Raw genomic sequence first — 25,383 nt, 5'->3', positions numbered from 1 at the left:
CACTGGCAGCAAAGCCGCTGATCAGGGGCTCTCCCGCAGTTCCAGCAGTCTCAACCGGTCCCGGGCGCCCTTGAAGCAATCGGTGCCCTGCTTCTCGTACCCCTTGGCCCCCTTGGCCCCCTTGCCGCCCTTGGGCATGACGACGGCGAGGTCCCAGCGTCCGCTCGCGTCCACGACGTACAGCCGCAGCTCGCGCAGCACCCCGCTCGCGTCCGCGTTGGTGTACGTGATGTCGAGCTGCGCGGCGTCCTTGCCGTGGAAGCGCGTACGGGTGAGGGTCTTGCGGATGTCGCTGTAGCCCTGACCCGCGTACGTCCCGGCCGCGCTCGACGCCCACGCGTACGCGTCCGAGCCGCCCTTCCGCGGCGCCCAGCGCTTGAGCGACAGGGTCACCTCGCTGCGCGGGTCGGCGTACTGGACGCTGTCGCCCGAGGGGTCGTGGAAGACGTCGGTGAGCTTGTCCGGCGCCCACACCACCGCCTTGAGCCCGCGCTCGCGGTGCGCGCTCCAGCCGCTCGGCGAGGGGTCGGCGGTCCTGACGGGCTCACCCGGCACGTCGGTCGGCAGCTCGTCCGGGAGGTCGTTCGGCGGGTCGGGCAGCAGGGTCGCCGCCTCTCCCTCCGAGACCGCCGTCCCCTCGCTGAGGTCCGTGCCGGACCCGCCGAACGACGTGCCGAACCAGATCCCGCCCCCGACGAGCGCCGCCCCGGCCACCGCCGCGGCGAGCAGCGCGGGCAGCCGGCGCGAGGCGGTCCGGGTGGTCGCGGGGGCCGTCTGCGGGGCGGCGGCGGCCGGGGGCTTGCGAGGCTCGCTGGGGTCGCTGGGCTCGCGGCGGGCGCCCAGGCGGACGGTGCCCGGGTCGCCCCGCCACTCCCGCAGGCCCGCCGGGTCCTGCGCCGCCCGGCCCTCGTCGTCCGGCGCGGGCGGCAGCGGGCGGCCCTCCGCGACCGCCGCGAGCGTCGCCTGCGCGTACCCCGCGCCGGGGCGCCGCGCCGGGTCCTTGACCAGCAGGGCGGTGATCAACGGGCCGAGTACACCGGCCCGTTCGGGCGGCGGCGGGTCGAAGGAGAGGATCGCGGCGAGCGTCGACTCCAGTGTGGTGCGCCGGAACGGCGAGACGCCCTCCACGGCCGCGTAAAGCAGCACACCGAGGGACCACAGGTCGCTCGCCGGGCCGGCCTTCTCGCCGCCCATGCGCTCGGGCGCCACGCACTCCAGCGAGCCGACGAACTCGCCGCTGACCGTCAGCGACTCCTCGCCCTGGACGTGCGCGATGCCGAAGTCCGTGAGGACGACCCGGCCGTGCGCGCCGAGCAGCACGTTCGCCGGCTTCACGTCCCGGTGCACGATGCCCTTGGCGTGCGCGGCACGCAGCGCGCCGAGGACGGCCGCGCCGATCCGCGCCGCCTCCGCCGGCTCCAGCGGGCCCCGCCGCAGCGCCTCGTGCAGCGACTCGCCACGCACCAGCTCCATGACGATCCACGGCAGTTCGCCGTCCACGACGACATCGTGCACGGCGACCGCCGACGGATGCTCGACGCGGGCCGCCGCGCCCGCCTCCCGGCGCAGCCGCGCGTACGCGCGCCGCCGCTCCTCGCCGTGCGGGTCGCCGGGCAGCCGCGGCTCCTTGACCGCGACCTCCCTGCCGACCAGTTCGTCGACGGCCCGCCACACCGTGCCCATGCCGCCGCTGCCGATCCGCTCGGCCAGCCGGTAGCGGCCGCCGACGAGCCGGCCCGTCCCCGTCGCCTCCCGTGCTCCCCCGTCCACCACGTCAGAGCCGGTCGATCTCCAGGGCGGCGACGGCCGCGTCGGCGACCTGCCGGCCCCGGCCGACGAAGTCGCCCTTGGCGGGATAGTCGATCCAGAGCTGGTACATGTCGCCCCCCTCGGTCTTGACGTAGAAGACCTTCGCCTCGCGCGGTTTCGGCTCCTGCGAGCGCGAGTCGTCGGTGTACGTCACGGTGTTGACGGCCGCGCCCTTGCCGTGGAACGTCGTCTCGGCGGTGCTGCTGTGCGGCGCCGGCTTGCGCGCCATGCTGGTGTTGTCGCCCTTGTTGATCTCCTCGGAGTCCTTGTTGGCCTGCGCGCTCGCGGAGCTGGCGATCTGGTTCAGGCTGTCCTCGGACTTCTTGCTGAGGAAGAGGGTGATGCCGATCGCGTAGCTCGGATCGGTGTACGCCACCCAGTGTTTGGTCTTGTCGACGCTGTTGTCGACCTGCGAGCGCACGTACTGCGGCGGCGCGGGCACGGCCGCCGCGAGGCTCCGCTCGTGGTGGCGCCGCCAGCCGTCCGGCAGCGGCCCGGCGAACGGGTCCGCGATCAGCAGGTACGCCACCGCCGCGAGCGCCACCAGGCCCGCGCCGATCCCGAGCAGCGCCTTGCGGCCGAGCCGGAACGCGCGGGCGGGCGCGGCGGCGGGCGTCGTGGCCTGCGCCTGCGGGGCGGGCGGCGCGGGCGGCCGCGCGGCCCGTTCGAGCAGGGCGCGGACCCGCGCGGCGTCGGGCCGGTGCGCGGGGTCCTTGGCGAGCAGGCCGTTGATCGCGTCGGCGAGCGGGCCGTGGGCGGCGGCGGGCGCGGCCGGGGTCGCGTTGAGGACGGCCTGGAGGGTGGCCGGGGTGGTGGTCCGGCGGAACGGGGAGACGCCCTCGGTCGCCGCGTACAGGACGACCCCGAGGGACCACAGGTCGCAGGCCGGGCCGGGGCGCTGCCCGAGGACCCGCTCGGGCGCGATGTACTCGGGCGAGCCGACGAAGCCGCCGGTGTCGGTCAGGCTGGTCTCGCCCTCGATCTGGGCGATGCCGAAGTCGGTGAGGACGACGCGGTCGTGCCGGCCCAGCAGGACGTTGTCGGGCTTCACGTCGCGGTGCAGGATGCCGGCGGCGTGCGCGGCCTCCAGCGCGCCGAGCACCTCAAGGCCGATCCGGGCCGCCTCGCGGACGCCGAGGGTGCCCTCCTGGAGCGCGGAGCCGAGGGAACGGCCCTGCACGAACTCCATGACGATCCACGGCTGCCCGTCCTCGACGGCGACGTCGTGGACGTTGACGACGGCCGGGTGGTCGAGGCGGGCCGCGGCCCGCGCCTCGCGCCGCATCCGCTCGAAAACGGTGGCCCGCTCGCGCTCGGGCAGGTGGTCGGGGACGCGGGGTTCCTTGACGGCGACCTCGCGGCCGACCGTCTCGTCCTCGGCCCGCCACACCGTGCCCATGCCGCCGTGCCCCAGCTTGCCGAGCAGCCGGTAGCGCCCGGCCACCAGCCGCCCCGCCCCCGGCTCGGCCCCGGCGCCGGGCCGCGTCGCGCCGCGCTGGGTGGGCGGATGCGCGGGGTGGCCGCCGGGGGCGGGGGGTGCGGGGTGCGGCTCCTGCGGCTGCTGGGCCTGCTGTGACTGCTCGGCTTGATGCGTCTGCTGCTCGGGGTGCGGCGGCCGGGTCGGTTGTGACTGCTGCGCCGGGTGCGGCTGTTGCTGCGGCACATGCTGCTGGGGCTGCTCCGCCCCGGCGTACGGGTGGGGCTGCGCGGCGGGCCGCGGCGACGGCTGCCCGGGGGCCTGTGGGGCGGGCTGGGCATACGGGTTGCCCGGGTACGGGCGGGGCGGCTCCGGCGGTCGCAGGCCGTAGCTCGTCGGTTCGTTCGGGCCGTGCACAGGTCCCCCGGAGTCACTCATGCGTCCATCACTACCGCGCGAGGGCGCCCGGGTTCCACCCAGGTCACGGACTTGTGACCGCCCTGATGCGTGTACCCGGTCATTCCGGCGCCGCCGTGCCGCCCCCGCCCGCGCCGACCGGCTCGAACGTGTCGACGGCCGCGTCGAAGTGGGCCCGCGCCGCGCCCGCGTCACCGACCGGCGCCGACACCCACACGTCGTACAGCCGGCCGCCCTGGCTCCAGCACAGGTCCACGGTGTGCCGGGCGCCCTCGGCGGGGTCGAACCCGTCCCAGGTGAACTCCCACAGCGCGGCCGGCCGTCCGTCGTGGGTCGTGCCGGTGACGTGGCCGTCCCGGTAGCCGGGGTTGTGCTCGGGCCCCTCCGCGTCCGCCCGGCGCTGCACGTCGAGCGGCGCCCGCGCGGCGGACCGGTCGTCGCGCACCCCGATCCGGTACGTCCCGCCCGGCGACATGTAGAAGACGCGAGGCCCGTCCACGGACCGCGTGAACCCCTTCGGCACCGCCATCCGGAACCCGGCCGGGTCGGTGACGGTCCGATAGCCCGGCGGCGCCGTGGGGCGGGGCGTCGCGGTCCGCGTCTCCTGCCGGGTGACGGTCACCGTGGGCGTGGGCGTCACCGACCGCCCGCCCGTCGGCGCCGGTGAGGCGGTCGGCGCCGGTGAGGCCGTGGCGCCGGGCCCCGCGGGCGGTGCCTCGGGACCGCCCTTGCCCGCGAACAGGGCGACGGCGATGCCCGCTCCGGCGACCGCCGCGACCAGCGCCGCCGCCACGAGCAGCGTCCGGGGCGGCACCGGGCGCCCGCGCAGCACCACCGCGTTCCGCTCGGTCGGCGTGTACGGGAGGGCCCGCGCCGCCTGCTGCGGGGTCGCGCCGGTCGCCACGTACGCGCGCAGCATCCGCTCGGCCTCGTCCAGGGTGACGCGGCGGGCGGGCTCGCGCTCCAGGAGCCCCCGGACGACCGGGGCGAGCGGCGCGGCCTGCGGCGGCGGCTGTACGTCCTCGTAGACGACGGCGTGCAGGATGCCGCCGAGCGAGTCGCGGCGGAACGGCGACTCGCCGGTGAGGATCGCGCACAGCAGCGCGCCGAGCGACCACAGGTCGGCGCCCGCCCCGGCCCGCTCCCCCGCCATCCGCTCGGGCGCGGTGTACTCGGGCGAGCCGACGAAGCCGCCGGTCTCGGTGAGCGTGGGGGCGCCCGCCACCTGCGCGATACCGAAGTCGGTCAGGACGACGCGGCCGGTGGCGCGCTCCAGGAGCACGTTCGCGGGCTTCAGGTCGCGGTGCAGCACCCCGGCGGCATGGGCGACGCGCAGCGCGCCGAGCAGCGCGAGCCCGATCCGGGCGGCCTCGACGGTGTCCACCGGGCCCTCGCGGGCGACGCGCTCGGCGAGCGAGAAGCCGTCGATCAACTCCATGACGATGTACGGGCGTTCCTCATGCACGACGACGTCATGGACGACGATCACGTTCGGGTGGCTGAGCCGGGCGACGGCACCGGCCTCGCGCAGCATGCGGGCGCGCTGGTCGAGGGCCTCCGCGTCGGACAGGCCCCCGTCGAGGGCGAGTTCCTTGACGGCGACCTGCCGTCCGAGCAGGGTGTCGGTCGCCCGCCAGACGACGCCCATGCCGCCGCGGCCGATCCTGGCGTCCAGCCGGTAACGCCCGCCGATCACGCGGGCGTTGTCCCCCTCGGTCCCCATACGCCCATCATGCCCCACGGGCGGCGGGCGGACCGCTGTCCCTTTCGGCCACGCCCGGACGGCCCAACGGGCCGGTCAGCCGTGCGCGCGCCAGCCCTTGAGGATGGCGTCGAACTGGGTGCGGGCCTCGTCCCAGTGCTCGGCAGGCACCGACAGATACAGGGAGTACTCGGTGCCGTCGGGGGCGCGGTAGGTCTGCTCGATGGCGTGGCGCGGGCCCGACGTGGTGTCCTTGTTCCCCGCCGTCCACGTGAACTCCCACAGCGAACCGGGCTGCCCGCGGAAGGTGTTGGACTGCAGCCGCACCCGCTGGTAGTCGGGCAGTTTGGTGACGGCCTTCTCCAGGGTGAGCTGGTGCTGGTAGGAGTCGGGCCACGCGGCGGCCCGGTCGACGGCGACGCGCAGGAACCGGCCGCCGTTGTCGGGCGTGTAGTCGATCTGCGAGCCGTCCATCTGCCGCTTCCAGCCCGGCGGCAGCATGAGGCTGAACCCGGCGTCGTCGCGCACCCGCACCCAGTTGTCCGGGATCGCCCCGGCCCGCGGCGGGCCCGAGGTCGCCCCGGCGCCCCCGCCGTCCTTACCGGTGCCGGAGCCCGCCGCGGCCGAACCGTCCGTACCCCGGTGACCCGCGTAGTACGTGGCGCCGAACGCGCCCGCGCCCGCGACGAGCACGGCGGCGACGAGCAGCCCGAGCGCCCGGGTCCACCGCCGCCGGGGCGCGGCGGCGGGCGCCTGCGGGGCATGACCGTACGGGGTGTGGGCGTACGGAGCGGGCGCGGCGGCCTGCTGGGCGGCGGGCTGCTGTGCCGCCGGCCCCGGCGTGGACGGGCCGCCCTGCCCGGGGAGTTCGACGGGCGTCGTCGTGGATTCGCCGGGCGCCGGGGCGGAGGCGGCCGGAGTGGCGTGCGCGGCGGACCCAGGCGCGGACTCGGGCGAGGGGTGCACCCGCGTCGGCACGTACGCCTGCGCGGCGCTGGAGCGGCGCCCCTCGGCGGCCTCGGCGAGCATGACCTCGGCCTCGTCGGCGCTGGGGCGGTCCGCCGGGTCCTTGCTCAGCAGCGCGCCGACGACCGGCGCCAGCGCCCCCGCGTGCCGGGGCGGTTCGGGTTCCTCCGTGACGACGGCCTGCATCGTGCTCAGCGGTGACGTACGGCGGAACGGGGAGCGGCCCTCGACGGCCGTGTACAGGGTCGCGCCCAGCGCCCACAGATCGGAGGCGGGGCCCGGCTCGGAGCCGCTGACGCGTTCGGGTGCGAGGTAGTCGACGGAGCCGACGATCTCGCCCGTACGGGTGATGGTGCTGTCGCCCTCGACCTGGGCGATGCCGAAGTCGGTCAGCTTGACCTGGCCGTCGTTGCCGAGCAGGACGTTGCCCGGCTTCACGTCGCGGTGCAGGACCCCGGCGGTGTGGGCGGCGCGCAGGGCCCGCAGCGTCCACAGCCCTATGCGGGCGGCCTCGGCGGGCAGCACCCGGCCGTGCTCCTTGACGGCGTCGGCAAGCGAGGGCCCCTCGACCAGTTCCATGACGATCCAGGGCCGGTCGTCGTGTTCGAGGACGTCGTGGACGGTGACGACGGCCGGGTGGTTGATGCGGGCGGCGGCGCGGGCCTCGGTCTGGGTGCGGGCGAGCAGGACGGCGCGGTCGGCCTCGGCGACCCACTGGGCGGCCGTCAGCTCCTTCACGGCGACGGTGCGGTGCAGCACCTCGTCGTGTGCGCGCCATACGCGGCCCATGCCGCCGCGCCCTATGGATTCCGCGAGCCGGTAGCGGCCGGCGAGAAGCTCGCCCTGCATCTGATTCACGTTCCCCCGCAGTGGTCTTGACAGGGCCACATTAGGGAGCGGGCCCCGGTCAAGGAACAGGCGGGGTGTCACGAAACGGCACGGCGGCGCCAGGCGCGGGCGCCCCGACGCCCCCGATTCACGGCTGTGACCTGGGCGTTCAGCGCACCCGGTAGGTGGCGAACGCCTGGTCGTACAGGCGTGTCACCTCGTCCCGCTCGGCCTCCGGGCCGCGCACCTGCACGACGTGGTACTTGCCGCCGACGACCATGGCGAGGTTGCGTACGTAGACCTCGCGGCCGTCGGCGCCCTGCCAGGTGAACTGGCCCTCCGCCATGGTGCGTCCGCCGACGTCGATGGTCTTCATGCCGCTGGAGGTCGCCCAGGTCGAGTCGCGGAAGGGCTGGAGCTCCCGCTCGTTCTCCCGCTGGTACTTCATGGGGTCGCTGCCGTACGCGGCGGTGGTGTCGCGGCCGGGGACCACGAGCAGTTCGAACGAGCCGTGGCGGTAGACGACCTGCCCCCGCCCGTTCCTCCCGTCCCGCTGCCAGCCCTTGGCGACGGCGACGTCGAACCCGGCCGCGTCCTTGCGGAGCGTGAAACCGGCGGCGACATCGGACTGCGCCTCCGTGCTGGAGGGCCGCGAACTGCTCTTGCCGTCCGGCGACTTGTCGGGCTTGCCCGTCTTGTCGGCACCGGCGGCGCCCGGGGCGCGGGACGAGCCGCCGTCGGCGCTCTCCCGCTGCTCGGGGGCGCCGCCCATCCCGTTCGCGTTCTGGCGGGCGCCGCCCGTGCTGGGCTCGGCCTTCGGCATGAACACCATGGCGTACGCGACCGCCCCGGCGAGCCCGAGCAGGACGAGCACGAGCAGCAGCTTCCCGAGGGAACGCGGGGCTGCGCGGCCCGTACCGGCGCGCTCCAAGTGTTCGGTGCGGGGCGCCCGCTCGGGGCGCGGGGCGGCTCGCTCGGGGCGCGGGGCCGCGCGCTCGGGCCGGGGCGCGCGCTCGGGACGCGGGGCGCGCTCGGCGCGGCCGCGCCGGTGGCGGGCGTGGCCTGCGGGGGCGGAGCGGGACCGGCGCCTGCGCCGCACCAGCTCGCCCCGGCGGCGCACGATGGGCAGCCGGGCGGCGTCGAACGCGGGCGCGGGCACCACGTCGACCCCGGCCTCGGGCTCGGGCGCGGAGCGGACGAGAGAACGCAGCCAGCCGCGCAGCTCCTCGAAGTCGAGCCGCTCGGTGGGGTCCTGGCGCAGCAGCGACTCGACGACGGGCCGCAGCGCCCCGCACTCCTCGGCGAACGCGGGCGGCTCGGCGCACACCATCTGCACCAGCTCGGCCGTCGACTCCTCCGGGTAGGGCGCGTGCCCCTGCACGGCGCGGAACAGCAGCGCCCCGAGCGCCCACAGGTCCGTCGCGGGCCCTACGGGCGCGGCCAACTGCCAGCTGTCCTGCACCGGGTACGCCTGCTCGGGCGCCCAGCGCTCGGTGACGGGCCCGACGACGGTCATCCGCACCTGCCGGGCACGCTCGGCCCGCACCCCGGCGACGGGACCGCCGCGCTCCCCCGGCCTCTCGCGCCCGCCCGGCGCCCCGCCCTGCCCGGATTCCTGAGGCTCTTCGCCCTCCTGGTCCCCGGCGGCGGCTTCGGCGCCCGGTATCAACTCGTTCCACCGGGTCGGCTGGACGGGCAGGCCCGGCGCGGTCCGCACCCCGTACGGGTCCTCGATGCGGCCTGCGGCGGCGCGGGCCCCGGCGCGGTAGGCGGCGATGGCCCCGGCGCGGGCGGCGCGGTAGTCGCCGGGGTCGGCGGCGCCGGGCGCCGCGGGGGCGCCGAACGCCTCGGACGGCACCGGCGCGGACGGCACGGCGGGCGCCCCGGAAGCGGACGCGGGCCCGGCGGGGCCGGGGACGCCGGGTGCGGCGGGGGCGGGCGGCGCACTGGTCCCCGTACCGGAGCCGGGAGGGGTACCGAAGCCGGGAGTCTCACCGAAGCCGGGGGCGTCGTCGTCCGCGCCGGGCGGGCGGGGGTCGTAGCCGCACAGGGCCTCTTCGGCGGCGCCCGCGGCGAGGCCGGTGAGGACGACGCGGCCGTCTTCGCAGACGAGGACGGTCCGCTCGGTGATGTTGCGGTGGACCCAGCCGTGGGCGTGCAGCGCGCGCAGCGCGGTGAGGACGTCGGAGGCGACCTCGGCGGCCCGGTAGGGGCTCAGCGGCGCCTCGGCGAGCAGCGCGGCGAGCGGGCGGGCGGCGACGACCTCGCTGACGATCCAGAGTGAGCCGTCCTCGGCGAACACGTCGAAGACCTGGTCGAGCCGGGGGTGGTCGGGTATCTGGGCGGCGGCCTGCGCGGCCTCGATGGCGCGGGCGACGGCGGGCTCGGCGGTGGCGCGGGCCGCGGGGGCGCCGGGACGGAACCCGGCGGGCAGCCCGTCCGCGTCGAGCACCTCGGCCTCGACGACCTCGGGCAACGGCACCTGCCGGACGAGGACTTCCTGCCCGCTGTAGGTGTCGAAGGCGCGCGTCTCGGCGAACTCGTAGGCGTCGGCGGGCAGCAGCGGCAGGCGGTAACGGTCGGCGAGCACTCGCCCCGCGTACTCGTCCACGATGCCCCCTCGCGTCGGCCGACGGTCGATTCCGTTCCCGTAGTGCCCAGTTGTACGAGCTTGTCACGTACCGACGCTTCCTGATCCGGCTGCGTACGGTCCGCGAGCACTCACGATACGTGCACCCGGCGCGGTGCGCTCAGGACTTGGGCTTGAAGGTCTCGGTCAGCGTCCGCCAGGTGTCCTTGCGGGCCGCGCTGTCCCAGTCGCCGTCCTTCGCCGTGTACATCAGGCCGTACCCCAGCGAGCCGTTGACCACGAACCCGCGGTCTATCGCCCGCCACTTGGTACCGCCGTCGACGTAGGTGAACTCCCAGTCGGCCGTGTTCCAGCCGCGGTAGTCCACCGACGCTATGCGTACGCGGTCGTACTGCGATCGGCGCATGTAGCGCTCCTGGGTCTGCCAGTCGCGCACCGGGTCGGACTTCGGGGTGCCGGTCCAGCCGACGAGCAGCTTCTGTCCGCGCGGGCCGGTGAAGCGGGCGCCGGCCCCGCTCGTCGAGACGTACTTCCAGCCCTTGGGCAGCCCGATGGAGAAGCCCTGGGAGTGGCGGTAGGTGGCGGCGGACGCGGAGGTGTCGGCGCCGGGCTCCTTGCCGTCGCTGCCGGGCGAGGCGCCCTGGCCCGCGTCGGAGGAGGCGCCGGAGTCCCCGCTCGGGGTGGCCTTGCCGGTGTTCTTGTCGTCGTCCTTGCCGTCCGCGCCGGAGCCCTTGTCGTCCTTCTTGTGCCCGGCATCCTTGCCGCCGGTGGCGCCGGAGGTGGCGGACGTGCCGCCGGACCCGGCCTTGTCGCCGTCCCTGCTGAACGCGACGGCGAGGACCGTGCCGAGGACGGCGAGGACGACCACGACGGCGGCGACGACCAGCGCGCGCCGCGAGACGACGTCGGTGAGGGAGGCGCGGGGCACGGGCCGGCGCGGCGGGGTGCCGGGCTGCGCGGGGATACGGGCGCCCTCGGCGGCGCCGGCCGCCCCGGGCTTCTCGCCGGGCTTCTCGCGGGCGGCGGTGGCGGACGCGGCGGCCCTGCGCACCGACTTGAGGGCGCCGCGCAGCTTCTCGGCGGCCTCCTCGCCGCGCGCGGCGACGGCGGCGGAGGCGGCGGAGGCGGCCGCCGCCTTGTCCCGGTTGTTCTTGACGGGGCGCTTGCGCAGCTCCGGCGGCGCGGGCGGCAGGGGGACGACCTTGGTGGCCTCGACCGCCTCGGAGGCGGGGGCCGGCTTCGGTACGGGGGCGTGGATGACGTCGTTGAGCAGGGCGCGGGCGCCCGCGTCGTCGAGGCGGTGGGCGGGATCCTTGGCGAGCAGCCCGTAGATGACGGGCTCCAGCGGGCCCGCGTTCTTCGGCGGGTCGACGGACTCGGTCATCACGGCCGTCAGCGTGGCGATGGCGGAGCCCTTGTCGTACGGGGGGACGCCCTCGACGGCCGCGTACAGCAGACCGCCGAGCGACCACATGTCGGCGGCGGGGCCCGGCTTGTGGCCGCGGGCCCGCTCGGGCGAGATGTAGGAGGGGGCGCCGACGAGCATGCCGGTCGAGGTGATGGACGGGTCGCCCTCGACCTGCGCGATGCCGAAGTCGGTGAGGACGACGCGGCCGTCCTCGGCGATCAGCACGTTGGACGGCTTCACGTCGCGGTGCAGGATGCCCTCGCGGTGCGCGGAGCGCAGCACGTCGAGGACGGCGAGCCCGACCTCGGCGGCCCGCTCCGGTTCGAGCAGGCCGTCCTCGCGGATGACCTCGGCGAGCGACTTGCCCTCGACCAGCTCCATGACGATCCACGGCCGGTCGTCCTCGTCGACGACGTCGAAGACGGTGACCGCGCCGTTGTTGCGGATGCGGGCGATGGCCTTGGCCTCGCGCAGCGTCCGGGTGATCAGGCGGCGCTTCTCCTCCTCGTCGATGCTGGAGGGGAAGCGGAGTTCCTTGACGGCGACCGTGCGGCCGAGCGTCTCGTCCTTGGCCCGCCACACGGTGCCCATGCCGCCGCGCCCGAGGACGTCGCCGAGCCGGTAGCGCCCGGCGAGCAGCCGCCCGCCCGTGCCGCCCTCGGGCCGCTCGGCGACGGCCTTGCGGGGGTCCTCGGCCCGGTCCGCGGGCTCGTGGTCGGCGCCGCTGTCGTGGTCGTCCCGCACAGAAGAGTCCTCACGAGCGCTCTTGTCCTGTCGGGCCTCGCCCGCCCGCTCCGCCTCCGACACTGCGTCCCCTCTGCAACCCGCCCTGACAGAGCCTTCATTGTCCCTCACCCGGGGACCGCCCGGTGCCCAGGGTCACCCGGCGGGCGGCTCCTGCGGGTACGTCCCGCATGGTGGACTTCGCCGGTCGGCAAACGCTCCCGGCGGCACTTGGGACACTCCCGGCCATACCGATGGCGGACGCCCTTCTGTGCCGGAACCCGGGCAGGCCACCCCCGCGCCGGGCGTCCGTGCGGGCCACTCTCGCGCCGTACGGCGCCGGGGGCAAGGCCGCCTCCGGGGAGAGGGCGGCCGGCCGATCTCCCTGGCCCCTGCGGTCCGTTGAGCTTCTCGCGCCCCACCGGCCCGCCCGGTCCCACGGGCCTCGCGCGACGCGGGGCGGGCCGGGGCGGGCGGGGGCGTCCGGGGACGCCCCTGGGGGTGTCCGGGGACGACCTGGCGGGGACGTCCGGGGGGGCGTCCGGGAGCGCTCAGAGCGGCACGATGTCCGGCGCGCCGAGGCGGGCCGCGTCCGCCGTCTGGTCGTCGGGCTGGAGCTGCGACTCGCGTTCGGCCTCGACGCGCTTCTCGTAGTGCTCGACCTCGCGCTCCACCTGGTCCTCGTCCCAGCCGAGGACCGGCGCCATCAGAGCGGCGGCCTCCCGGGCGCAGCGCGTGCCCCGGTCGAACGTCTCGATGGAGATACGGGTCCGGCGCGTCAGCACGTCGTCGAGGTGGCGGGCGCCCTCGTGCGAGGCGGCGTAGACGACCTCGGCGCGCAGGTAGTCGTCGGCGCCGCCGAGCGGGGCGCCGAGCGCGGGGTCATCGGCGATCAGCGCGAGGACCTCCTCGGCCAACGCGCCGTACCGGTTGAGCAGATGCTCGACGCGCACCACGTGCAGCCCGGCGCGGGCGGCGATCCTCGCCCGCGCGTTCCACAGGGCGCGGTAGCCCTCGGCGCCGACGAGCGGCACGTCCTCGGTGACGCACTCGGCGACGCGCTGGTCGAGCCCGTGCACGGCCTCGTCGACGGCGTCCTTGGCCATCACGCGGTACGTCGTGTACTTGCCGCCCGCGACGACGACGAGCCCGGGCACCGGGTGCGCGACGGTGTGCTCGCGCGAGAGCTTGCTGGTCGCGTCGGACTCCCCGGCGAGCAGGGGGCGCAGCCCCGCGTACACGCCCTGCACGTCGTCGCGCGAAAGCGGCACGGCCAGGACGGAGTTCACGTGTTCGAGCAGATAGTCGATGTCGGCGCTGGAGGCGGCGGGGTGCGCCTTGTCGAGGTCCCAGTCGGTGTCGGTGGTGCCGATGATCCAGTGCCGGCCCCAGGGGATGACGAACAGGACGCTCTTCTCCGTACGCAGGATGAGGCCGGTGGTGGAGGTGATGCGGTCCTTGGGGACGACGAGGTGGATGCCCTTGGAGGCGCGCACGTGGAACTGGCCGCGCTCGCCGACCATGGCCTGCGTGTCGTCGGTCCACACGCCCGTCGCGTTGACGACCTGCTTGGCGCGGATCTCGTACTCGCCGCCGCCCTCGACATCGCGCACGCGCGCGCCGACGACCCGCTCGCCCTCGCGCAGGAAGCCGGTGACGCGGGCCCGGTTGGCGGCCTTGGCGCCGTACATGGCGGCGGTGCGCACGAGCGTGGCGACATAGCGGGCGTCGTCCATCTGGGCGTCGTAGTACTGCAACGCGCCGACCAGGGCGTCCTTCTTCAAGCAGGGCGCCACGCGCAGCGCGTGACGGCGGCTCAGGTGACGGTGCGTCGGCAGGCCGCGCCCGTGTCCGCGCGCCATGGACATGGCGTCGTACAGGGCGACGCCGGAGCCCGCGTACAGCCGCTCCCAGCCCTTGTGCTGCAAGGGGTAGAGGAACGGGACGGGCTTGACCAGGTGCGGCGCGAGCCGCTCCAAAAGCAGGCCGCGCTCCTTGAGGGCCTCGCGGACCAGGGCGAAGTCCAGCATCTCCAGATAGCGCAGACCGCCGTGGATCAGCTTGCTGGAGCGGCTTGAGGTGCCGGACGCCCAGTCGCGGGCCTCGACGATGCCGGTGGCCAGGCCCCGGGTCGCGGCGTCGAGCGCGGTGCCCGCGCCGACCACGCCGGCGCCCACCACGAGGATGTCCAGTTCGTGTTCGGCCATGGCGGCCAGGGCCTCCGCGCGCTGCTCGGGTCCCAGTGTCGCTGCCTGCACTGCTGCCTCCCGCTGTCGTCGGCGCCGGCCCACCCGCGGGTGTACCCGGGGTCGGCCCCCGCAAGCGGCCGGTCCGGTACGCCCGCGGCCTCTGTGTCGATTCTGGCCCGTGGGGCCGGTGACGGCCACCACCGCTCGCCCACCTGTGGACAACCCCGGGCACGGCACCGGCGATATGGCGCGGCCCAGGCGACATGGCGCGCCCCGCGGACCCGCAATGCCGCATATCGGTCATATTTACTCCTAGTCTGACAGTGCGCTCGCTCGTTCTGTCCACAGGGCTTGCGCACTCGTCCCGTTCCGGCTAGCCGCCGGTTCCGTCTCCCGGGAAGGACGGCCACCGCCATGCCCGCAGACCTCGCCGTCATCGGCCTCGGCCACCTCGGCCTGCCCCTCGCCCAGGCCGCCGTCGCCGCCAGGATCGCCACGGTCGGCCACGACCCGGCCCGCGCCCGCGATCTCGCGGCCGGCCGGCTCCCCGGCGACTGGGGCAGCCTGCGCACCGAGGTCGGCGGCAGCGCCCTGCCCACCGCCGCCGACGTGCGCCGCATGCTGGCCGCCGGCTTCCGCCCCACCGCGAACCCCGCCGAACTGGCCCGCGTCCGCACCGCCGTCATCTGCGCCCCCACCCCGCCCGGCGCCGACGGCACCCCCTCGCTCGCCCCCGTCGTCGAGGCCACCCGCACCCTCGCCGCCCATCTGCGCCCGCACACCACGGTCATCGTGGAGTCCCCTGTGCCGCCCGGCACCACGGAGACCGCGCTGCTGCCGCTGCTCGAAGAGGGCTCGGGACTGCGCGCCGGCCGCGACTTCCACCTCGCGCACGCCCCCGGCCGCGTCGACCCCGGCAACCGCCGCCACACCTACACCTCCACCCCCAAGGTCATCGGCGGCTACACCCCCGCCTGCACCGAGTCCGCCGCCACGTTCTACGGCCGCCTCACCGACAAGGTCGTCCGCGCCCGCGGCCCCCGCGAGGCCGAGACCGTCCATCTGCTCGAAACGAACTACCGGCACGTCAACATCGCGCTCGTCAACGAGATGGCCGTCCTCTGCCACGACCTCGGCGTCGACCTGTGGGACGTCATCCGCTGCGCCGAGACCAAGCCGTTCGGCTTCCAGGCGTTCCGCCCCGGCCCGGGCGTCGGCGGCCACGCGCTCCCCCAGGACCTCACCGCCCCGCACCTGGCGGCCCGCCCGCTGCGCCTGGTCGAACTGGCCCGCCAGGTCAACGACCACATGCCCGCCTACGTCGTCCAGCGCGCCGCCACCCTCCTCAACGAGCACGGCAAGTCCGCCCGAGGCGCCCGCGTCCTGCTCCTCGGCGTCACCTACAAGCCCGACCTCGCCGACCAGCAGGCCAGCCCCGCCGACGAGATCGCCACCCGCCTGATGGGCCTCGGCGCCGCCGTCAGCTACCACGACCCGTACGTGCCGTCCTGGAACGTCCTGGACCGCCCGGTCCCGCGCGCCGACTCGCTCTACGAGGCCGCCGCCGACGCCGACCTCACGATCCTGCTCCAGCACCACCGCACGTACGACCTCCAGGGCCTCGCCGTGAAGGCGCAGCTCCTCCTGGACACCCGGGGGGCCACTCCGGCGGGGGCCGCGCACCGACTCTGACTGCTACTGTGCGGCCACTCTGGGCACACACGTGCCAGGGTTCACTCATCAGGGGGACCGCATGACCCAGCCGCCGCAGCCCTACCCGCCGCAGGACGGCAACCCGTACGCCCAGGAGCAGCCACCGCAGTCCGGCTACGGATATCCGCAGCAGGGCGGCCCGCAGCAGGGCCCGCCGCCCGGCGCCCCGCAGCCCTACGCGCCGTTCCCGCAGCAGCAGGGCGGCGGCCCGGCCCCGATGGGCTTCCCGCCCCCGCCGGCCGCGGCCCACAACCGCAACGTGCCGCTCGGGATCGCCGCCGCGTTCGTCACGATGGTCGTCGTCGCGGGTGCCTACGGCGGCCTGACCGGCGCCATCGAGCGCCAGATCGGGTACGCGGCCGTCGCCGTGGGTCTGCTGATCGGCCTGGTCGCGGGCAAGGTCGGCGGGCGCTCCCCTGTGATCCCGGTGGTCTCCGCCGTCTTCTCCCTGGCCGGCATCTACGCCGGTCAGATGCTCGGCGAGGCCATCATCGGCTCCAAGAAGACGAACCTGTCGGTCAGCCAACTGCTCCTGGACCACTTCGACCTCGTCAGCGAGGCATGGAAGTACGACGCGGACTTCCTCACCGCCGTCTTCTTCGTCGTCGCGGCGATCGCCTCGGTCGGCGCGGCCCGCAGGGCGGCCTCCTGAACAGCGCCCCGGCACGCACGAGGGCGGGCCCCCACCACATCGGTGGGGGCCCGCCCTCGTATCCGCCCGGGTGGGTCAGCGGCTGTGCTGCGCGTCCGCGACGGTGACCTCGACGCGCTGGAACTCCTTCAGCTCGCTGTAGCCGGTCGTCGCCATGGCCCGCTTCAGCGCCCCGAAGAAGTTCATCGAACCGTCCGGCGTGTGCGAGGGGCCCGTCAGGATCTCCTCGGTGCTGCCGACCGTGCCGAGGTCGACCTTCTTGCCGCGCGGCACGTCCTCGTGGACGGCCTCCATGCCCCAGTGGTGGCCCTTGCCGGGCGCGTCCGTGGCGCGGGCCAGCGGCGAGCCGACCATCACGGCGTCCGCGCCGCAGGCGATGGCCTTGGGCAGGTCGCCGGACCAGCCCACCCCGCCGTCGGCGATGACGTGCACGTACCGGCCGCCCGACTCGTCCATGTAGTCGCGGCGGGCGGCGGCCACGTCCGCGACGGCGGTCGCCATCGGGACCTGGATGCCCAGCACGTTGCGCGTGGTGTGGGCGGCGCCGCCGCCGAAGCCGACGAGGACACCGGCCGCGCCGGTCCGCATCAGGTGCAGCGCGGCCGTGTACGTGGCACAGCCGCCGACGATGACCGGCACGTCCAGCTCGTAGATGAACTGCTTCAGGTTCAGCGGCTCGGCGGCGCCGGAGACGTGCTCGGCGGAGACCGTGGTGCCGCGGATCACGAAGATGTCGACGCCCGCGTCCACGACCGCCTTGGAGAACTCGGCGGTGCGCTGCGGGGAGAGCGCGGCGGCGGTGACGACACCGGAGTCGCGCACCTCCTTGATGCGCTGCTTGATCAGGTCGGCCTGGATCGGGGCCGCGTAGATCTCCTGGAGGCGGCGGGTGGCCGTCTCGGAGTCCAGCTCCGCGATCTCGTCGAGCAGCGGCTGCGGGTCCTCGTACCGGGTCCACAGTCCTTCGAGGTTGAGCACGCCGAGGCCGCCCAGCTCGCCGATGCGGATCGCCGTCGCCGGGGAGACGACGGAGTCCATGGGCGCCGCCAGGAACGGCAGCTCGAAACGGTAGGCGTCGATCTGCCAGGCGATCGAGACCTCCTTCGGGTCGCGGGTGCGCCGGCTCGGTACGACGGCGATGTCGTCGAAGGCGTACGCGCGGCGGCCGCGCTTGCCGCGCCCGATCTCGATCTCAGTCACGTTGGGGAGCGCCTTTCCGTCTTGGGTCCCTCTTGGTCTTGCCCGTCCAGTATCCCCGACGCACACGGCGGGGGCGGCCCCGGGAACTCCCGGGGCCGCCCCCGCACGCGCGAGCCGCGGCTACCGCACGCTCACTTCCTGCTGTAGTTCGGCGCCTCGACCGTCATCTGGATGTCATGCGGGTGGCTCTCCTTGAGGCCCGCCGACGTGATGCGGACGAACCGCCCGTTCTGCTGGAGCTCCGGGACGGTGCTGCCGCCGACGTAGAACATCGACTGGCGCAGGCCGCCGGTGAGCTGGTGCACGACCGAGGAGAGCGGGCCGCGGTAGGGCACCTGACCCTCGATGCCCTCGGGGATGAGCTGCTCGTCGGAGGCGACGCCCTCCTGGAAGTAGCGGTCCTTGGAGAACGACTTGCGGTCGCCGCGCGTCTGCATGGCGCCCAGCGAGCCCATGCCCCGGTACGACTTGAACTGCTTGCCGTTGATGAACATCAGCTCGCCCGGCGACTCCTCGCAGCCCGCGAGCAGCGAGCCGAGCATCACCGTGTCGGCGCCGGCGACGAGCGCCTTGGCGATGTCGCCGGAGTACTGCAGGCCGCCGTCGCCGATGACCGGGACGCCGGCTTCCTTCGCGGCGAGGGACGCCTCGTAGATCGCGGTGACCTGCGGGACGCCGATGCCGGCGACGACGCGCGTGGTGCAGATCGAGCCGGGGCCCACACCGACCTTGATGCCGTCGACACCGGCGTCGATGAGGGACTTGGCGCCGTCGCGGGTGGCGATGTTGCCGCCGATGACGTCCACGCCGTTCGCGTTCGACTTGATCTTGGCGACCATGTCGCCGACCAGCCGGGAGTGACCGTGCGCGGTGTCGACGACGATGAAGTCGACGCCCGCCTCGATCAGCGCCTGGGCGCGCTCGAAGGAGTCGCCGGCCACGCCGACGGCCGCGCCGACGAGCAGCCGGCCCTCGGCGTCCTTCGCGGCCCGCGGGTACTTCTCGGCCTTGACGAAGTCCTTGACCGTGATGAGGCCCTTGAGCACACCGGCGTCGTCGACGAGCGGCAGCTTCTCGATCTTGTGGCGGCGCAGCAGCTCCATGGCGTCCACGCCGGAGATGCCGACCTTGCCCGTGACCAGCGGCATCGGCGTCATGACCTCGCGGACCTGACGCGTGCGGTCGGACTCGAAAGCCATGTCGCGGTTGGTGACGATGCCGAGCAGCTTGCCCGCCGCGTCGGTCACCGGCACGCCGGAGATGCGGAACTTGGCGCAGATCGCGTCGGCCTCGCCGAGCGTCGCGTCCGGGTGGACCGTGATCGGGTCCGTGACCATGCCGGACTCGGAGCGCTTCACGAGGTCGACCTGGTTGGCCTGATCTGCGATCGAGAGGTTGCGGTGCAGGACACCGACGCCGCCCTGCCGCGCCATGGCGATGGCCATCCGGGACTCGGTGACCTTGTCCATCGCGGCGGACAGCAGCGGAATGTTCACGCGCACGTTCTTCGACACGTACGAGGAGGTGTCGATGTCATCGGGCGCCATGTCCGACGCGCCCGGCAGCAGCAGCACGTCGTCGTAGGTCAGCCCGAGTGTCGCGAATTTCTCGGGCACTCCGTCGACGTTTGCAGTCATGACACCTTCCCCAAATGGCCTTGATCGGTGCGGATGTCCATGCTAACGGCCCGGAGAGGTGTCTCATTCCACGAGCAAGATCATCGGGCTTCTTCGTACGTTCCCACGTACCCGCCGCCCGCCTTGTGCTACTGCTCGGCGAGCGCCCTGAGGCGGCTGAGCGCCCGGTGCTGGGCGACCCGGACGGCCCCGGGTGACATGCCCAACATCTGGCCCGTCTCCTCCGCGGTCAGCCCGACGGCGATCCGCAGGAGGAGCAGCTCCCGCTGGTTCTCCGGGAGGTTGGCGAGGAGTTTCTTGGCCCATTCGGCGTCACTGCTGAGCAGCGCGCGCTCCTCGGGCCCGAGGGAGTCGTCGGGCCGCTCGGGCATCTCGTCGGAGGGCACGGCCGTCGATCCGGGCCCGCGCATGGCCGCGCGCTGGAGATCGGCGACCTTGTGCGCGGCGATGGCGAAGACGAACGCCTCGAAGGGGCGCCCGGTGTCCTTGTAGCGCGGCAGCGCGAGCAGCACCGCGACGCAGACCTCCTGGGCGAGGTCCTCCACGAAGTGCCGCGCGTCGCCAGGCAGCCGGGACAGCCGCGTGCGGCAGTAGCGGATGGCGAGCGGGTGGACGTGCGCGAGCAGATCGTGTGTCGCCTGCTCGTCGCCGTCGACGGCGCGCCCGACGAGCGTACTGATGGCCCCCTGCGGAGCCGCTGCCTCGTCGTCACGCATCGGTCCATGGTGCCTTGCCGACGCGCTGTCCGCGGCACCCTGCCCCTGGTTGTGCACCGAAGCGTTATGGACAGGTGCGCCGGAACCCATCTCCCGCGCCCTCCCCTCTCGCTGACCCTGCTCGCCCGACTCGTCGTCCCCGAGGAACTCCACACCTCAAGGATGCGTCATCCGCCCCGAAACGAGACAGCACCTCCACGCGGGAGCCCCGAGGGCGCACGAAGTGCGCCCACAAGCGACGCGGAACCGCGTGCGCCGGCGGCCTCCGCCGCACGGCGCGACCGGCCACGGCGGCGCGCGGGCCGCGTGACGGCGGCCCCGCCCCGGACCGGGCGTCTAACGGACGAGCCCCCACCGGAACCCGAGCGCGACCGCGTGCGCCCGGTCGGAGGCCCCGAGCTTCTTGAACAGCCGCCGCGCGTGCGTCTTCACGGTGTCCTCGGAGAGAAAAAGCTCACGCCCGATCTCCGCGTTGGACCGTCCGTGGCTCATGCCTTCGAGCACCTGGATCTCGCGCGCGGTGAGCGTGGGCGCCGCGCCCATCTCGGCCGACCGCAGCCGACGCGGCGCGAGCCGCCACGTCGGGTCGGCCAGGGCCTGCGTCACCGTGGCCCGCAGCTCGGCGCGGGAGGCGTCCTTGTGCAGATAGCCGCGGGCACCGGCGGCGACCGCGAGGGCCACACCGTCCAGGTCCTCGGCGACGGTGAGCATGATGATGCGCGCACCGGGGTCGGCCGACAGGAGCCGCCGGACCGTCTCGACGCCGCCCAGGCCGGGCATGCGTACGTCCATCAGAATCAGGTCCGAGCGGTCGGCGCCCCAGCGGCGGAGGACTTCCTCGCCGTTGGCCGCGGTGGTCACGCGCTCGACGCCGGGCACGGTAGCGACCGCGCGGCGAAGCGCCTCTCGGGCAAGCGGGGAGTCGTCGCAGACGAGGACGGATGTCATGACCGTCCTCCGCAGCAGATGCGCGTCACCTTGGGCCTCCAGGCTGGTACGAATCGTCACCGGTGCGGTCGACACTCTCGAGCGGTTTCGGACAGATGCCCGAGCGCTCGTTCTTCCAACCGCCTCTGCACCCTCAACGATGGTCACCCGAAAGAGTTACGGGCTGGACGGCCTTCTTCGGCACTCTACGTGAGGGACCGGACACAGCGGGGATGCCGCATCGGACCCACAAGGTTTCACCACAAGCTATGCCCCATTCAGCCCTTTTTCTTCCCTTTTACTGGTGTCTGTAGCTAGATTCTCAATGAGTCATATTTTCATCTCCTTAGACAGTAGATGTACGGTCATGGGCACCGTATCCGCGTCACAACGGCTACAAGGGGACATAGCAATGGCAGATTTCTCCCGCCTTCCAGGGCCGAACGCAGATCTGTGGGACTGGCAGCTGCTCGCGGCCTGCCGCGGGGTGGACAGCTCTCTCTTCTTCCACCCGGAGGGCGAGCGCGGCGCGGCCCGCAGCGCCCGTGAGACCTCGGCGAAGGAGGTCTGCATGCGGTGCCCGGTGCGGGCGGAGTGCGCAGCTCACGCGCTTCAGGTGCGCGAGCCGTACGGCGTGTGGGGCGGCCTGACCGAGGACGAGCGCGAGGAGCTGATGGGACGGGCGCGCAACCGGCTCGTCACGGCTTCGTCGGCACCGAGCAGGAACGTTTCTTCGGCGGCTTCCTAGCCGCGTGGGCTTCCTGGGTGCGGCCCACGCGCCACGCGCGGGGCCTCCCGGGGGCCGCCGGACGCGCGGGCGCCGGGCAGCCGGACGACGGCCGTGAGCGCGGTGCCGTACGGCCTCAGGGATGCGCGCTCAGCGCGTCGCGGCCTTCGCCAGATGGTCGAGGGTCGCGGCGACGGCGGGCACCTGGGCGAGATCGGGCAGCGTCAGCGCCACGATCTCGCGCTGTACGGCGGGCTCCACCGTCACTGTCCGTGCACCCTTGGGGCGAACGGACTCGATCGCCAGTTCGGGCAGGACCGCCACGCCGAGGCCCGCGCCGACGAGTCCGACCACGGCCGGATAGTCGTCGGTGGCGAAGTCGATGCGGGGTACGAAGCCCGCGCCCTCGCACACCTCCACCAGCTGCCGGCGGCAGCGCGGGCAGCCCGCGATCCACGGCTCGTCGGCGAACGCGTCGATGGTGACGGACGGCGCGCCCGCCAGCGCGTGCCCCTCGGGGACCAGGCCCACCAGGCGGTCCGCGAGCAGCGGGCGGACGACGAGGTCGTCCCACTCCTCCGCCGCGTGCGCTCCCGCGTACCGGAAGGCGAGTGCCACGTCGCAGTCGCCCTCGCGCAGCATCTCCACCGAGCGCGGCGGCTCGGCCTCGACCAGCGAGACCCGGGTGCCGGGGTGCTCGGCGCGCAGCGCGGCCAGCGCGGTCGGCACCAGCGTGGAACTGCCGCTCGGGAAGGACACGAGCCGCACCCGGCCCGCGCGCAGGCCCGCGATGGCGGCGACCTCCTCCTCGGCGGCGGTCAGCCCGGCGAGGATGCCCGCCGCGTGCCGCACCAGCGCCTCGCCCGCCTGCGTGAGCCGCATCTCGCGCCCGGTACGGATGAGCAGCGGGGTGCCTGCCGAGGCCTCCAGGGCCTTCATCTGCTGGCTGACGGCCGGCTGGGTGCAGCCCAGCTCGCGGGCCGCCGCGGAGAAGGAGCTGGTGGCGGCCACGGCGCGCAGGACACGGAGGTGACGGGCCTCGATCATGCCTCCATCATAAGCCGCACTTGGGGCAAACACGATGGATACGGGAAATCCTTTGAGGTTGCGTGGTGGGGCACGCCCGACGAGAGTGACGTCATGAGCGACGAAGCGACCCCGCGAGGCTGCCCGGTGACCCCGGACAACACCCGCGCCCTGGAGGACGGCATCCACACCGACCTCCGCGAGGAGATCACGTACGGCGGCTATCTCGGCCTGGACAAACTCCTGACGGCCCAGCATCCGCTGAGCGATCCTCCGCACCACGACGAGATGCTGTTCATCATCCAGCACCAGACGAGCGAGCTGTGGCTCAAGCTCGTCATCCACGAACTGCGGCACGCGATGCGCCAGTTGGCCGGGGACCAGCTCCAGCCCGCGCTGAAGTCGCTGGCCCGCGTCAAGCACATCCAGAAGCAGCTGCTCGAACAGTGGTCGGTGCTCGCCACCCTCACGCCGAGCGAGTACGCGCAGTTCCGCGGCGCCCTCGGGCACGCCTCCGGGTTCCAGTCCGCGCAGTACCGGGTCGTCGAGTTCCTGCTCGGCAACAAGAACGCGAAGATGACGCAGGTCTTCGCCCACGACCCCACCGCCCTCGCCGCTCTGGACGAGGCGCTCAAGTCGCCGTCCCTGTACGACGAGTTCCTGCACTACCTCGCCCGCCGGGGCCACGCCGTGCCGCGCGAGCTGCTGGAACGGGACGTCACCCTCGCGCACACCTTCAGCGAGGGCCTGATCCCCGTCCTCAAGCGGATCTACGAGCACCCCGAGGAGAACTGGGGCGCGTACGAGACCTGCGAGGAACTGGTCGACATCGAGGAGAACTTCCAGCTCTGGCGCTTCCGGCACCTGAAGACCGTGACCCGCGTCATCGGCTTCAAGCAGGGCACGGGCGGCTCCAGCGGGGTGTCCTTCCTCAAGGCCGCGCTCGACCTGACGTTCTTCCCCGAACTGCTCGCGGTGCGCACCGAGATCGGCTGACGCGCGCGGTGCCGTACGCGGTATGTCCCGTGGTCGTATATCCCGTGGTCGGGGCCGTGCGGGGGCCCGTAATCTGCCGGGCATGAAGCTTCTGTCGCTGAACCTCGGCCGCGCCGTCCCCGTCCTCTACACCGACCAGCCCGAGGGCGTGACCGGCATCGACAAACGGCCCGTCGACCACCCCGTGCTGGTCAGCGCGCCGGGCGTGGCGGGCACGGGCGGGAGCGGGCTCGCCGGGGACGCGGTGTGCGACACGCGGCACCACGGCGGCGACGACCAGGCGGTGTACGCGTTCGCGCGCGAGGACCTCGACGCGTGGGAGCGGGAGCTGGGGCGGCCGCTGCGCGCCGGCGTGTTCGGCGAGAACCTGACGACCGAGGGCGTCGACGTGGCCGGCGCGAAGATCGGCGAGCGCTGGCGGGTAGGCCCCGACCTGCTCCTCGAAGTGACCTCGGGCCGCATCCCGTGCCGCACCTTCCAGGGCCACCTCGGCGAGTCCGGCTGGGTCCGGCGCTTCACCTCGCAGGCGTCCCCGGGCGCGTATCTGCGGGTGCTGGAGCCCGGGCGCATCCAGGCCGGCGACGCGATCGAGATCGTCCACCGCCCGGACCACGAGGTGACGGTGGAGCTCCAGTTCCGGGCGGTCACCACCGAGCGCACCCTGCTCCCCCGCCTCCTCGCGGCGGGCGCCGCCCTCCACCCCCTGGCGGCGGAGAAGGCCCGGGCGTACGTGGCGAAGCAGGCGTCCGTCTGAGCGGTCCTGGGCGCGGCGGCGGGTCACTAACCTGGGGTCATGACTACGGCACTGATCACGGGATCCACCGCGGGCATCGGCGCCGCGTTCGCCCGGCGGCTCGCCGCCGACGGGCACAACCTGGTCCTCGTCGCCCGCGACACGAAGCGGTTGCGCGAGCAGGCGACGGAGTTGCACGACCGGCACGGCATCGAGGCGGAGGTGCTCACCGCCGACCTCGCCACCGACGCGGGGATCGGCGCCGTCGAGGAGCGGCTGCGGGACCGGCGGGCGCCGGTCGACCTGCTCGTCAACAACGCGGGGTTCGGCAACAAGGGGCGCTATCTGGAGGTGCCCCTCGCCGACGAGCTGACGATGGTGAAGGTGCATATCGAGGCGGTGCTGCGGCTGACCTCGGCGGCGACCGAGAGCATGCGGGAGCGGGGGCGCGGCGGGGTCGTCAACGTGGCGTCGGTCGCGGCGTTCGTGCCGCGTGGCACGTACGGGGCTTCCAAGGCGTGGGTCGTGCAGTTCACGCAGGGCGTGGCGAAGGATCTGGCGGGGAGCGGGGTGCGGCTGATGGCGCTGTGTCCCGGGTTCGTCCGTACGGAGTTCCATCAGCGGGCCGGGATGGGGACGGACGGGATTCCCGGGTGGATGTGGCTGGACGCGGACAAGGTGGTCGCGGCGGCGCTGGCGGATCTGGCGCGGGGCAAGTCCCTGTCCATCCCGGACCCCCGCTACAAGGCGCTCATGGGCGTAGCCAAACTCACCCCCCGCGCCCTCCTCTCCGGAGTCACATCAAGCACCGGCCGCAAATACGGCCCCCAGTAACCAGCCCCTGAGAACTGACGCTCAGATCAGCCCCCTAAGGGGCGCGGGGAACTGCGCGAGAAGCCCCACGGGGCTGAACTGAACCCTCGACCTTTACGCACCCGGCGCTCCCCCTGGGGCTCCGCCCCAGACCCCGCTCCTCAATCGCCGGAGAGGCTTGATTTACCGGCGCT

At 73.9% G+C, this 25,383-nt stretch carries 18 protein-coding genes; 6 read left to right on the top strand and 12 right to left on the bottom strand.

The genetic code is table 11. The annotated features are described in order from the left end of the window. Positions 1-21: 21 nt before the first annotated feature. The 7 genes from ACZ7LY_RS28055 to ACZ7LY_RS28025 all read right to left on the bottom strand — a co-directional run bounded on the left by ACZ7LY_RS28055 (position 22) and on the right by ACZ7LY_RS28025 (position 14,118). Positions 22-1,773 (bottom strand): serine/threonine-protein kinase, encoded by a 1,752-nt coding sequence (locus ACZ7LY_RS28055; protein WP_471627515.1) that lies wholly within the window; start codon positions 1,771-1,773, stop codon positions 22-24. A 1-nt stretch (position 1,774) separates the two neighbouring features. Then, positions 1,775-3,664 (bottom strand): serine/threonine-protein kinase, encoded by a 1,890-nt coding sequence (locus tag ACZ7LY_RS28050; protein ID WP_471627514.1) that lies wholly within the window; start codon positions 3,662-3,664, stop codon positions 1,775-1,777. A gap of 79 nt (positions 3,665-3,743) precedes the next feature. Further along, positions 3,744-5,366: a serine/threonine-protein kinase gene (locus ACZ7LY_RS28045; protein ID WP_471627513.1), complete on the bottom strand. Its 1,623-nt coding sequence runs from the start codon at positions 5,364-5,366 to the stop codon at positions 3,744-3,746. 75 nt (positions 5,367-5,441) lie between these two features. Then, on the bottom strand, positions 5,442-7,160 hold the full coding sequence (locus tag ACZ7LY_RS28040) for a protein kinase domain-containing protein (protein ID WP_471627512.1): 1,719 nt from the start codon (positions 7,158-7,160) through the stop codon (positions 5,442-5,444). Between the two features lie 148 nt (positions 7,161-7,308). Continuing rightward, the gene (locus ACZ7LY_RS28035; RefSeq protein ID WP_471627511.1) at positions 7,309-9,750 is read right to left on the bottom strand and encodes a protein kinase; all 2,442 of its coding nucleotides are present in this window, start codon (positions 9,748-9,750) and stop codon (positions 7,309-7,311) included. A 139-nt stretch (positions 9,751-9,889) separates the two neighbouring features. Continuing rightward, positions 9,890-11,944, bottom strand: a complete 2,055-nt coding sequence (locus ACZ7LY_RS28030) for a serine/threonine-protein kinase (RefSeq protein WP_471627510.1) — start codon at positions 11,942-11,944, stop codon at positions 9,890-9,892. 467 nt (positions 11,945-12,411) lie between these two features. Next, positions 12,412-14,118, bottom strand: a complete 1,707-nt coding sequence (locus ACZ7LY_RS28025) for a glycerol-3-phosphate dehydrogenase/oxidase (RefSeq protein WP_471627509.1) — start codon at positions 14,116-14,118, stop codon at positions 12,412-12,414. Positions 14,119-14,463: 345 nt separating this feature from the next. Here ACZ7LY_RS28025 and ACZ7LY_RS28020 point away from each other — a divergent pair, with 345 nt between their 5' ends. Both ACZ7LY_RS28020 and ACZ7LY_RS28015 read left to right on the top strand, forming a co-directional pair. Further along, entirely contained in the window at positions 14,464-15,741 is a 1,278-nt protein-coding gene (locus ACZ7LY_RS28020; protein WP_471627508.1) for a nucleotide sugar dehydrogenase, read from the top strand. A gap of 61 nt (positions 15,742-15,802) precedes the next feature. Next, complete coding sequence (locus tag ACZ7LY_RS28015; RefSeq protein ID WP_471627507.1) at positions 15,803-16,414, top strand: hypothetical protein; 612 nt, start codon at positions 15,803-15,805, stop codon at positions 16,412-16,414. A 75-nt stretch (positions 16,415-16,489) separates the two neighbouring features. Here the strand turns inward: ACZ7LY_RS28015 and ACZ7LY_RS28010 are convergent, their stop codons facing one another. The 4 genes from ACZ7LY_RS28010 to ACZ7LY_RS27995 all read right to left on the bottom strand — a co-directional run bounded on the left by ACZ7LY_RS28010 (position 16,490) and on the right by ACZ7LY_RS27995 (position 20,915). Beyond that, positions 16,490-17,614 (bottom strand): GuaB3 family IMP dehydrogenase-related protein, encoded by a 1,125-nt coding sequence (locus tag ACZ7LY_RS28010; protein ID WP_471627506.1) that lies wholly within the window; start codon positions 17,612-17,614, stop codon positions 16,490-16,492. Positions 17,615-17,745: 131 nt separating this feature from the next. Next, positions 17,746-19,251 (bottom strand): IMP dehydrogenase, encoded by a 1,506-nt coding sequence (guaB, locus tag ACZ7LY_RS28005; RefSeq protein WP_471627505.1) that lies wholly within the window; start codon positions 19,249-19,251, stop codon positions 17,746-17,748. A gap of 128 nt (positions 19,252-19,379) precedes the next feature. Next, entirely contained in the window at positions 19,380-19,967 is a 588-nt protein-coding gene (locus ACZ7LY_RS28000; protein WP_471627504.1) for a sigma-70 family RNA polymerase sigma factor, read from the bottom strand. Positions 19,968-20,303: 336 nt separating this feature from the next. Continuing rightward, positions 20,304-20,915 (bottom strand): response regulator transcription factor, encoded by a 612-nt coding sequence (locus tag ACZ7LY_RS27995; RefSeq protein ID WP_003948568.1) that lies wholly within the window; start codon positions 20,913-20,915, stop codon positions 20,304-20,306. Positions 20,916-21,306: 391 nt separating this feature from the next. Between ACZ7LY_RS27995 and ACZ7LY_RS27990 the strand changes: the two genes are divergently transcribed. Beyond that, the gene (locus ACZ7LY_RS27990; protein WP_471627503.1) at positions 21,307-21,642 is read left to right on the top strand and encodes a WhiB family transcriptional regulator; all 336 of its coding nucleotides are present in this window, start codon (positions 21,307-21,309) and stop codon (positions 21,640-21,642) included. Between the two features lie 129 nt (positions 21,643-21,771). On the opposite strand, the gene ACZ7LY_RS27985 is transcribed toward ACZ7LY_RS27990, so the two are convergent. After that, entirely contained in the window at positions 21,772-22,668 is an 897-nt protein-coding gene (locus ACZ7LY_RS27985; RefSeq protein WP_471627502.1) for a LysR family transcriptional regulator, read from the bottom strand. Positions 22,669-22,761: 93 nt separating this feature from the next. On the opposite strand from ACZ7LY_RS27985, the gene ACZ7LY_RS27980 reads away from it, so the two are divergent. From ACZ7LY_RS27980 to ACZ7LY_RS27970, 3 genes are all read left to right on the top strand, one after another. Beyond that, positions 22,762-23,643 carry a tryptophan 2,3-dioxygenase gene (locus ACZ7LY_RS27980; RefSeq protein WP_471627501.1) on the top strand — a complete coding sequence of 294 codons (882 nt, stop codon included), beginning with the start codon at positions 22,762-22,764 and terminating at the stop codon, positions 23,641-23,643. A gap of 82 nt (positions 23,644-23,725) precedes the next feature. Continuing rightward, positions 23,726-24,397: an MOSC domain-containing protein gene (locus tag ACZ7LY_RS27975; RefSeq protein WP_471627500.1), complete on the top strand. Its 672-nt coding sequence runs from the start codon at positions 23,726-23,728 to the stop codon at positions 24,395-24,397. A gap of 39 nt (positions 24,398-24,436) precedes the next feature. Next, complete coding sequence (locus ACZ7LY_RS27970) at positions 24,437-25,210, top strand: SDR family NAD(P)-dependent oxidoreductase (RefSeq protein ID WP_471627499.1); 774 nt, start codon at positions 24,437-24,439, stop codon at positions 25,208-25,210. Positions 25,211-25,383 lie beyond the last annotated feature (173 nt).

The organism is Streptomyces sp. NPDC107550 (assembly GCF_055639095.1).
Note: the sequence above shows the minus strand (reverse complement) of the source record. Positions and strands in the feature narration are given on the sequence as shown.

What these genes read in the sequence shown, in the direction of transcription:
- ACZ7LY_RS28020 (WP_471627508.1), top strand. Translation starts at nt 14,464, where the DNA reads ATGCCCGCAGACCTCGCCGTCATCGGCCTCGGCCACCTCGGCCTGCCC.
- ACZ7LY_RS28050 (WP_471627514.1), bottom strand. Translation starts at nt 3,664, where the DNA reads ATGAGTGACTCCGGGGGACCTGTGCACGGCCCGAACGAACCGACGAGC.
- ACZ7LY_RS27980 (WP_471627501.1), top strand. Translation starts at nt 22,762, where the DNA reads ATGAGCGACGAAGCGACCCCGCGAGGCTGCCCGGTGACCCCGGACAAC.
- guaB (WP_471627505.1), bottom strand. Translation starts at nt 19,251, where the DNA reads ATGACTGCAAACGTCGACGGAGTGCCCGAGAAATTCGCGACACTCGGG.
- ACZ7LY_RS28040 (WP_471627512.1), bottom strand. Translation starts at nt 7,160, where the DNA reads ATGCAGGGCGAGCTTCTCGCCGGCCGCTACCGGCTCGCGGAATCCATA.
- ACZ7LY_RS27985 (WP_471627502.1), bottom strand. Translation starts at nt 22,668, where the DNA reads ATGATCGAGGCCCGTCACCTCCGTGTCCTGCGCGCCGTGGCCGCCACC.
- ACZ7LY_RS27990 (WP_471627503.1), top strand. Translation starts at nt 21,307, where the DNA reads ATGGCAGATTTCTCCCGCCTTCCAGGGCCGAACGCAGATCTGTGGGAC.
- ACZ7LY_RS27975 (WP_471627500.1), top strand. Translation starts at nt 23,726, where the DNA reads ATGAAGCTTCTGTCGCTGAACCTCGGCCGCGCCGTCCCCGTCCTCTAC.
- ACZ7LY_RS28015 (WP_471627507.1), top strand. Translation starts at nt 15,803, where the DNA reads ATGACCCAGCCGCCGCAGCCCTACCCGCCGCAGGACGGCAACCCGTAC.
- ACZ7LY_RS28045 (WP_471627513.1), bottom strand. Translation starts at nt 5,366, where the DNA reads ATGGGGACCGAGGGGGACAACGCCCGCGTGATCGGCGGGCGTTACCGG.
- ACZ7LY_RS27995 (WP_003948568.1), bottom strand. Translation starts at nt 20,915, where the DNA reads ATGACATCCGTCCTCGTCTGCGACGACTCCCCGCTTGCCCGAGAGGCG.
- ACZ7LY_RS28000 (WP_471627504.1), bottom strand. Translation starts at nt 19,967, where the DNA reads ATGCGTGACGACGAGGCAGCGGCTCCGCAGGGGGCCATCAGTACGCTC.
- ACZ7LY_RS27970 (WP_471627499.1), top strand. Translation starts at nt 24,437, where the DNA reads ATGACTACGGCACTGATCACGGGATCCACCGCGGGCATCGGCGCCGCG.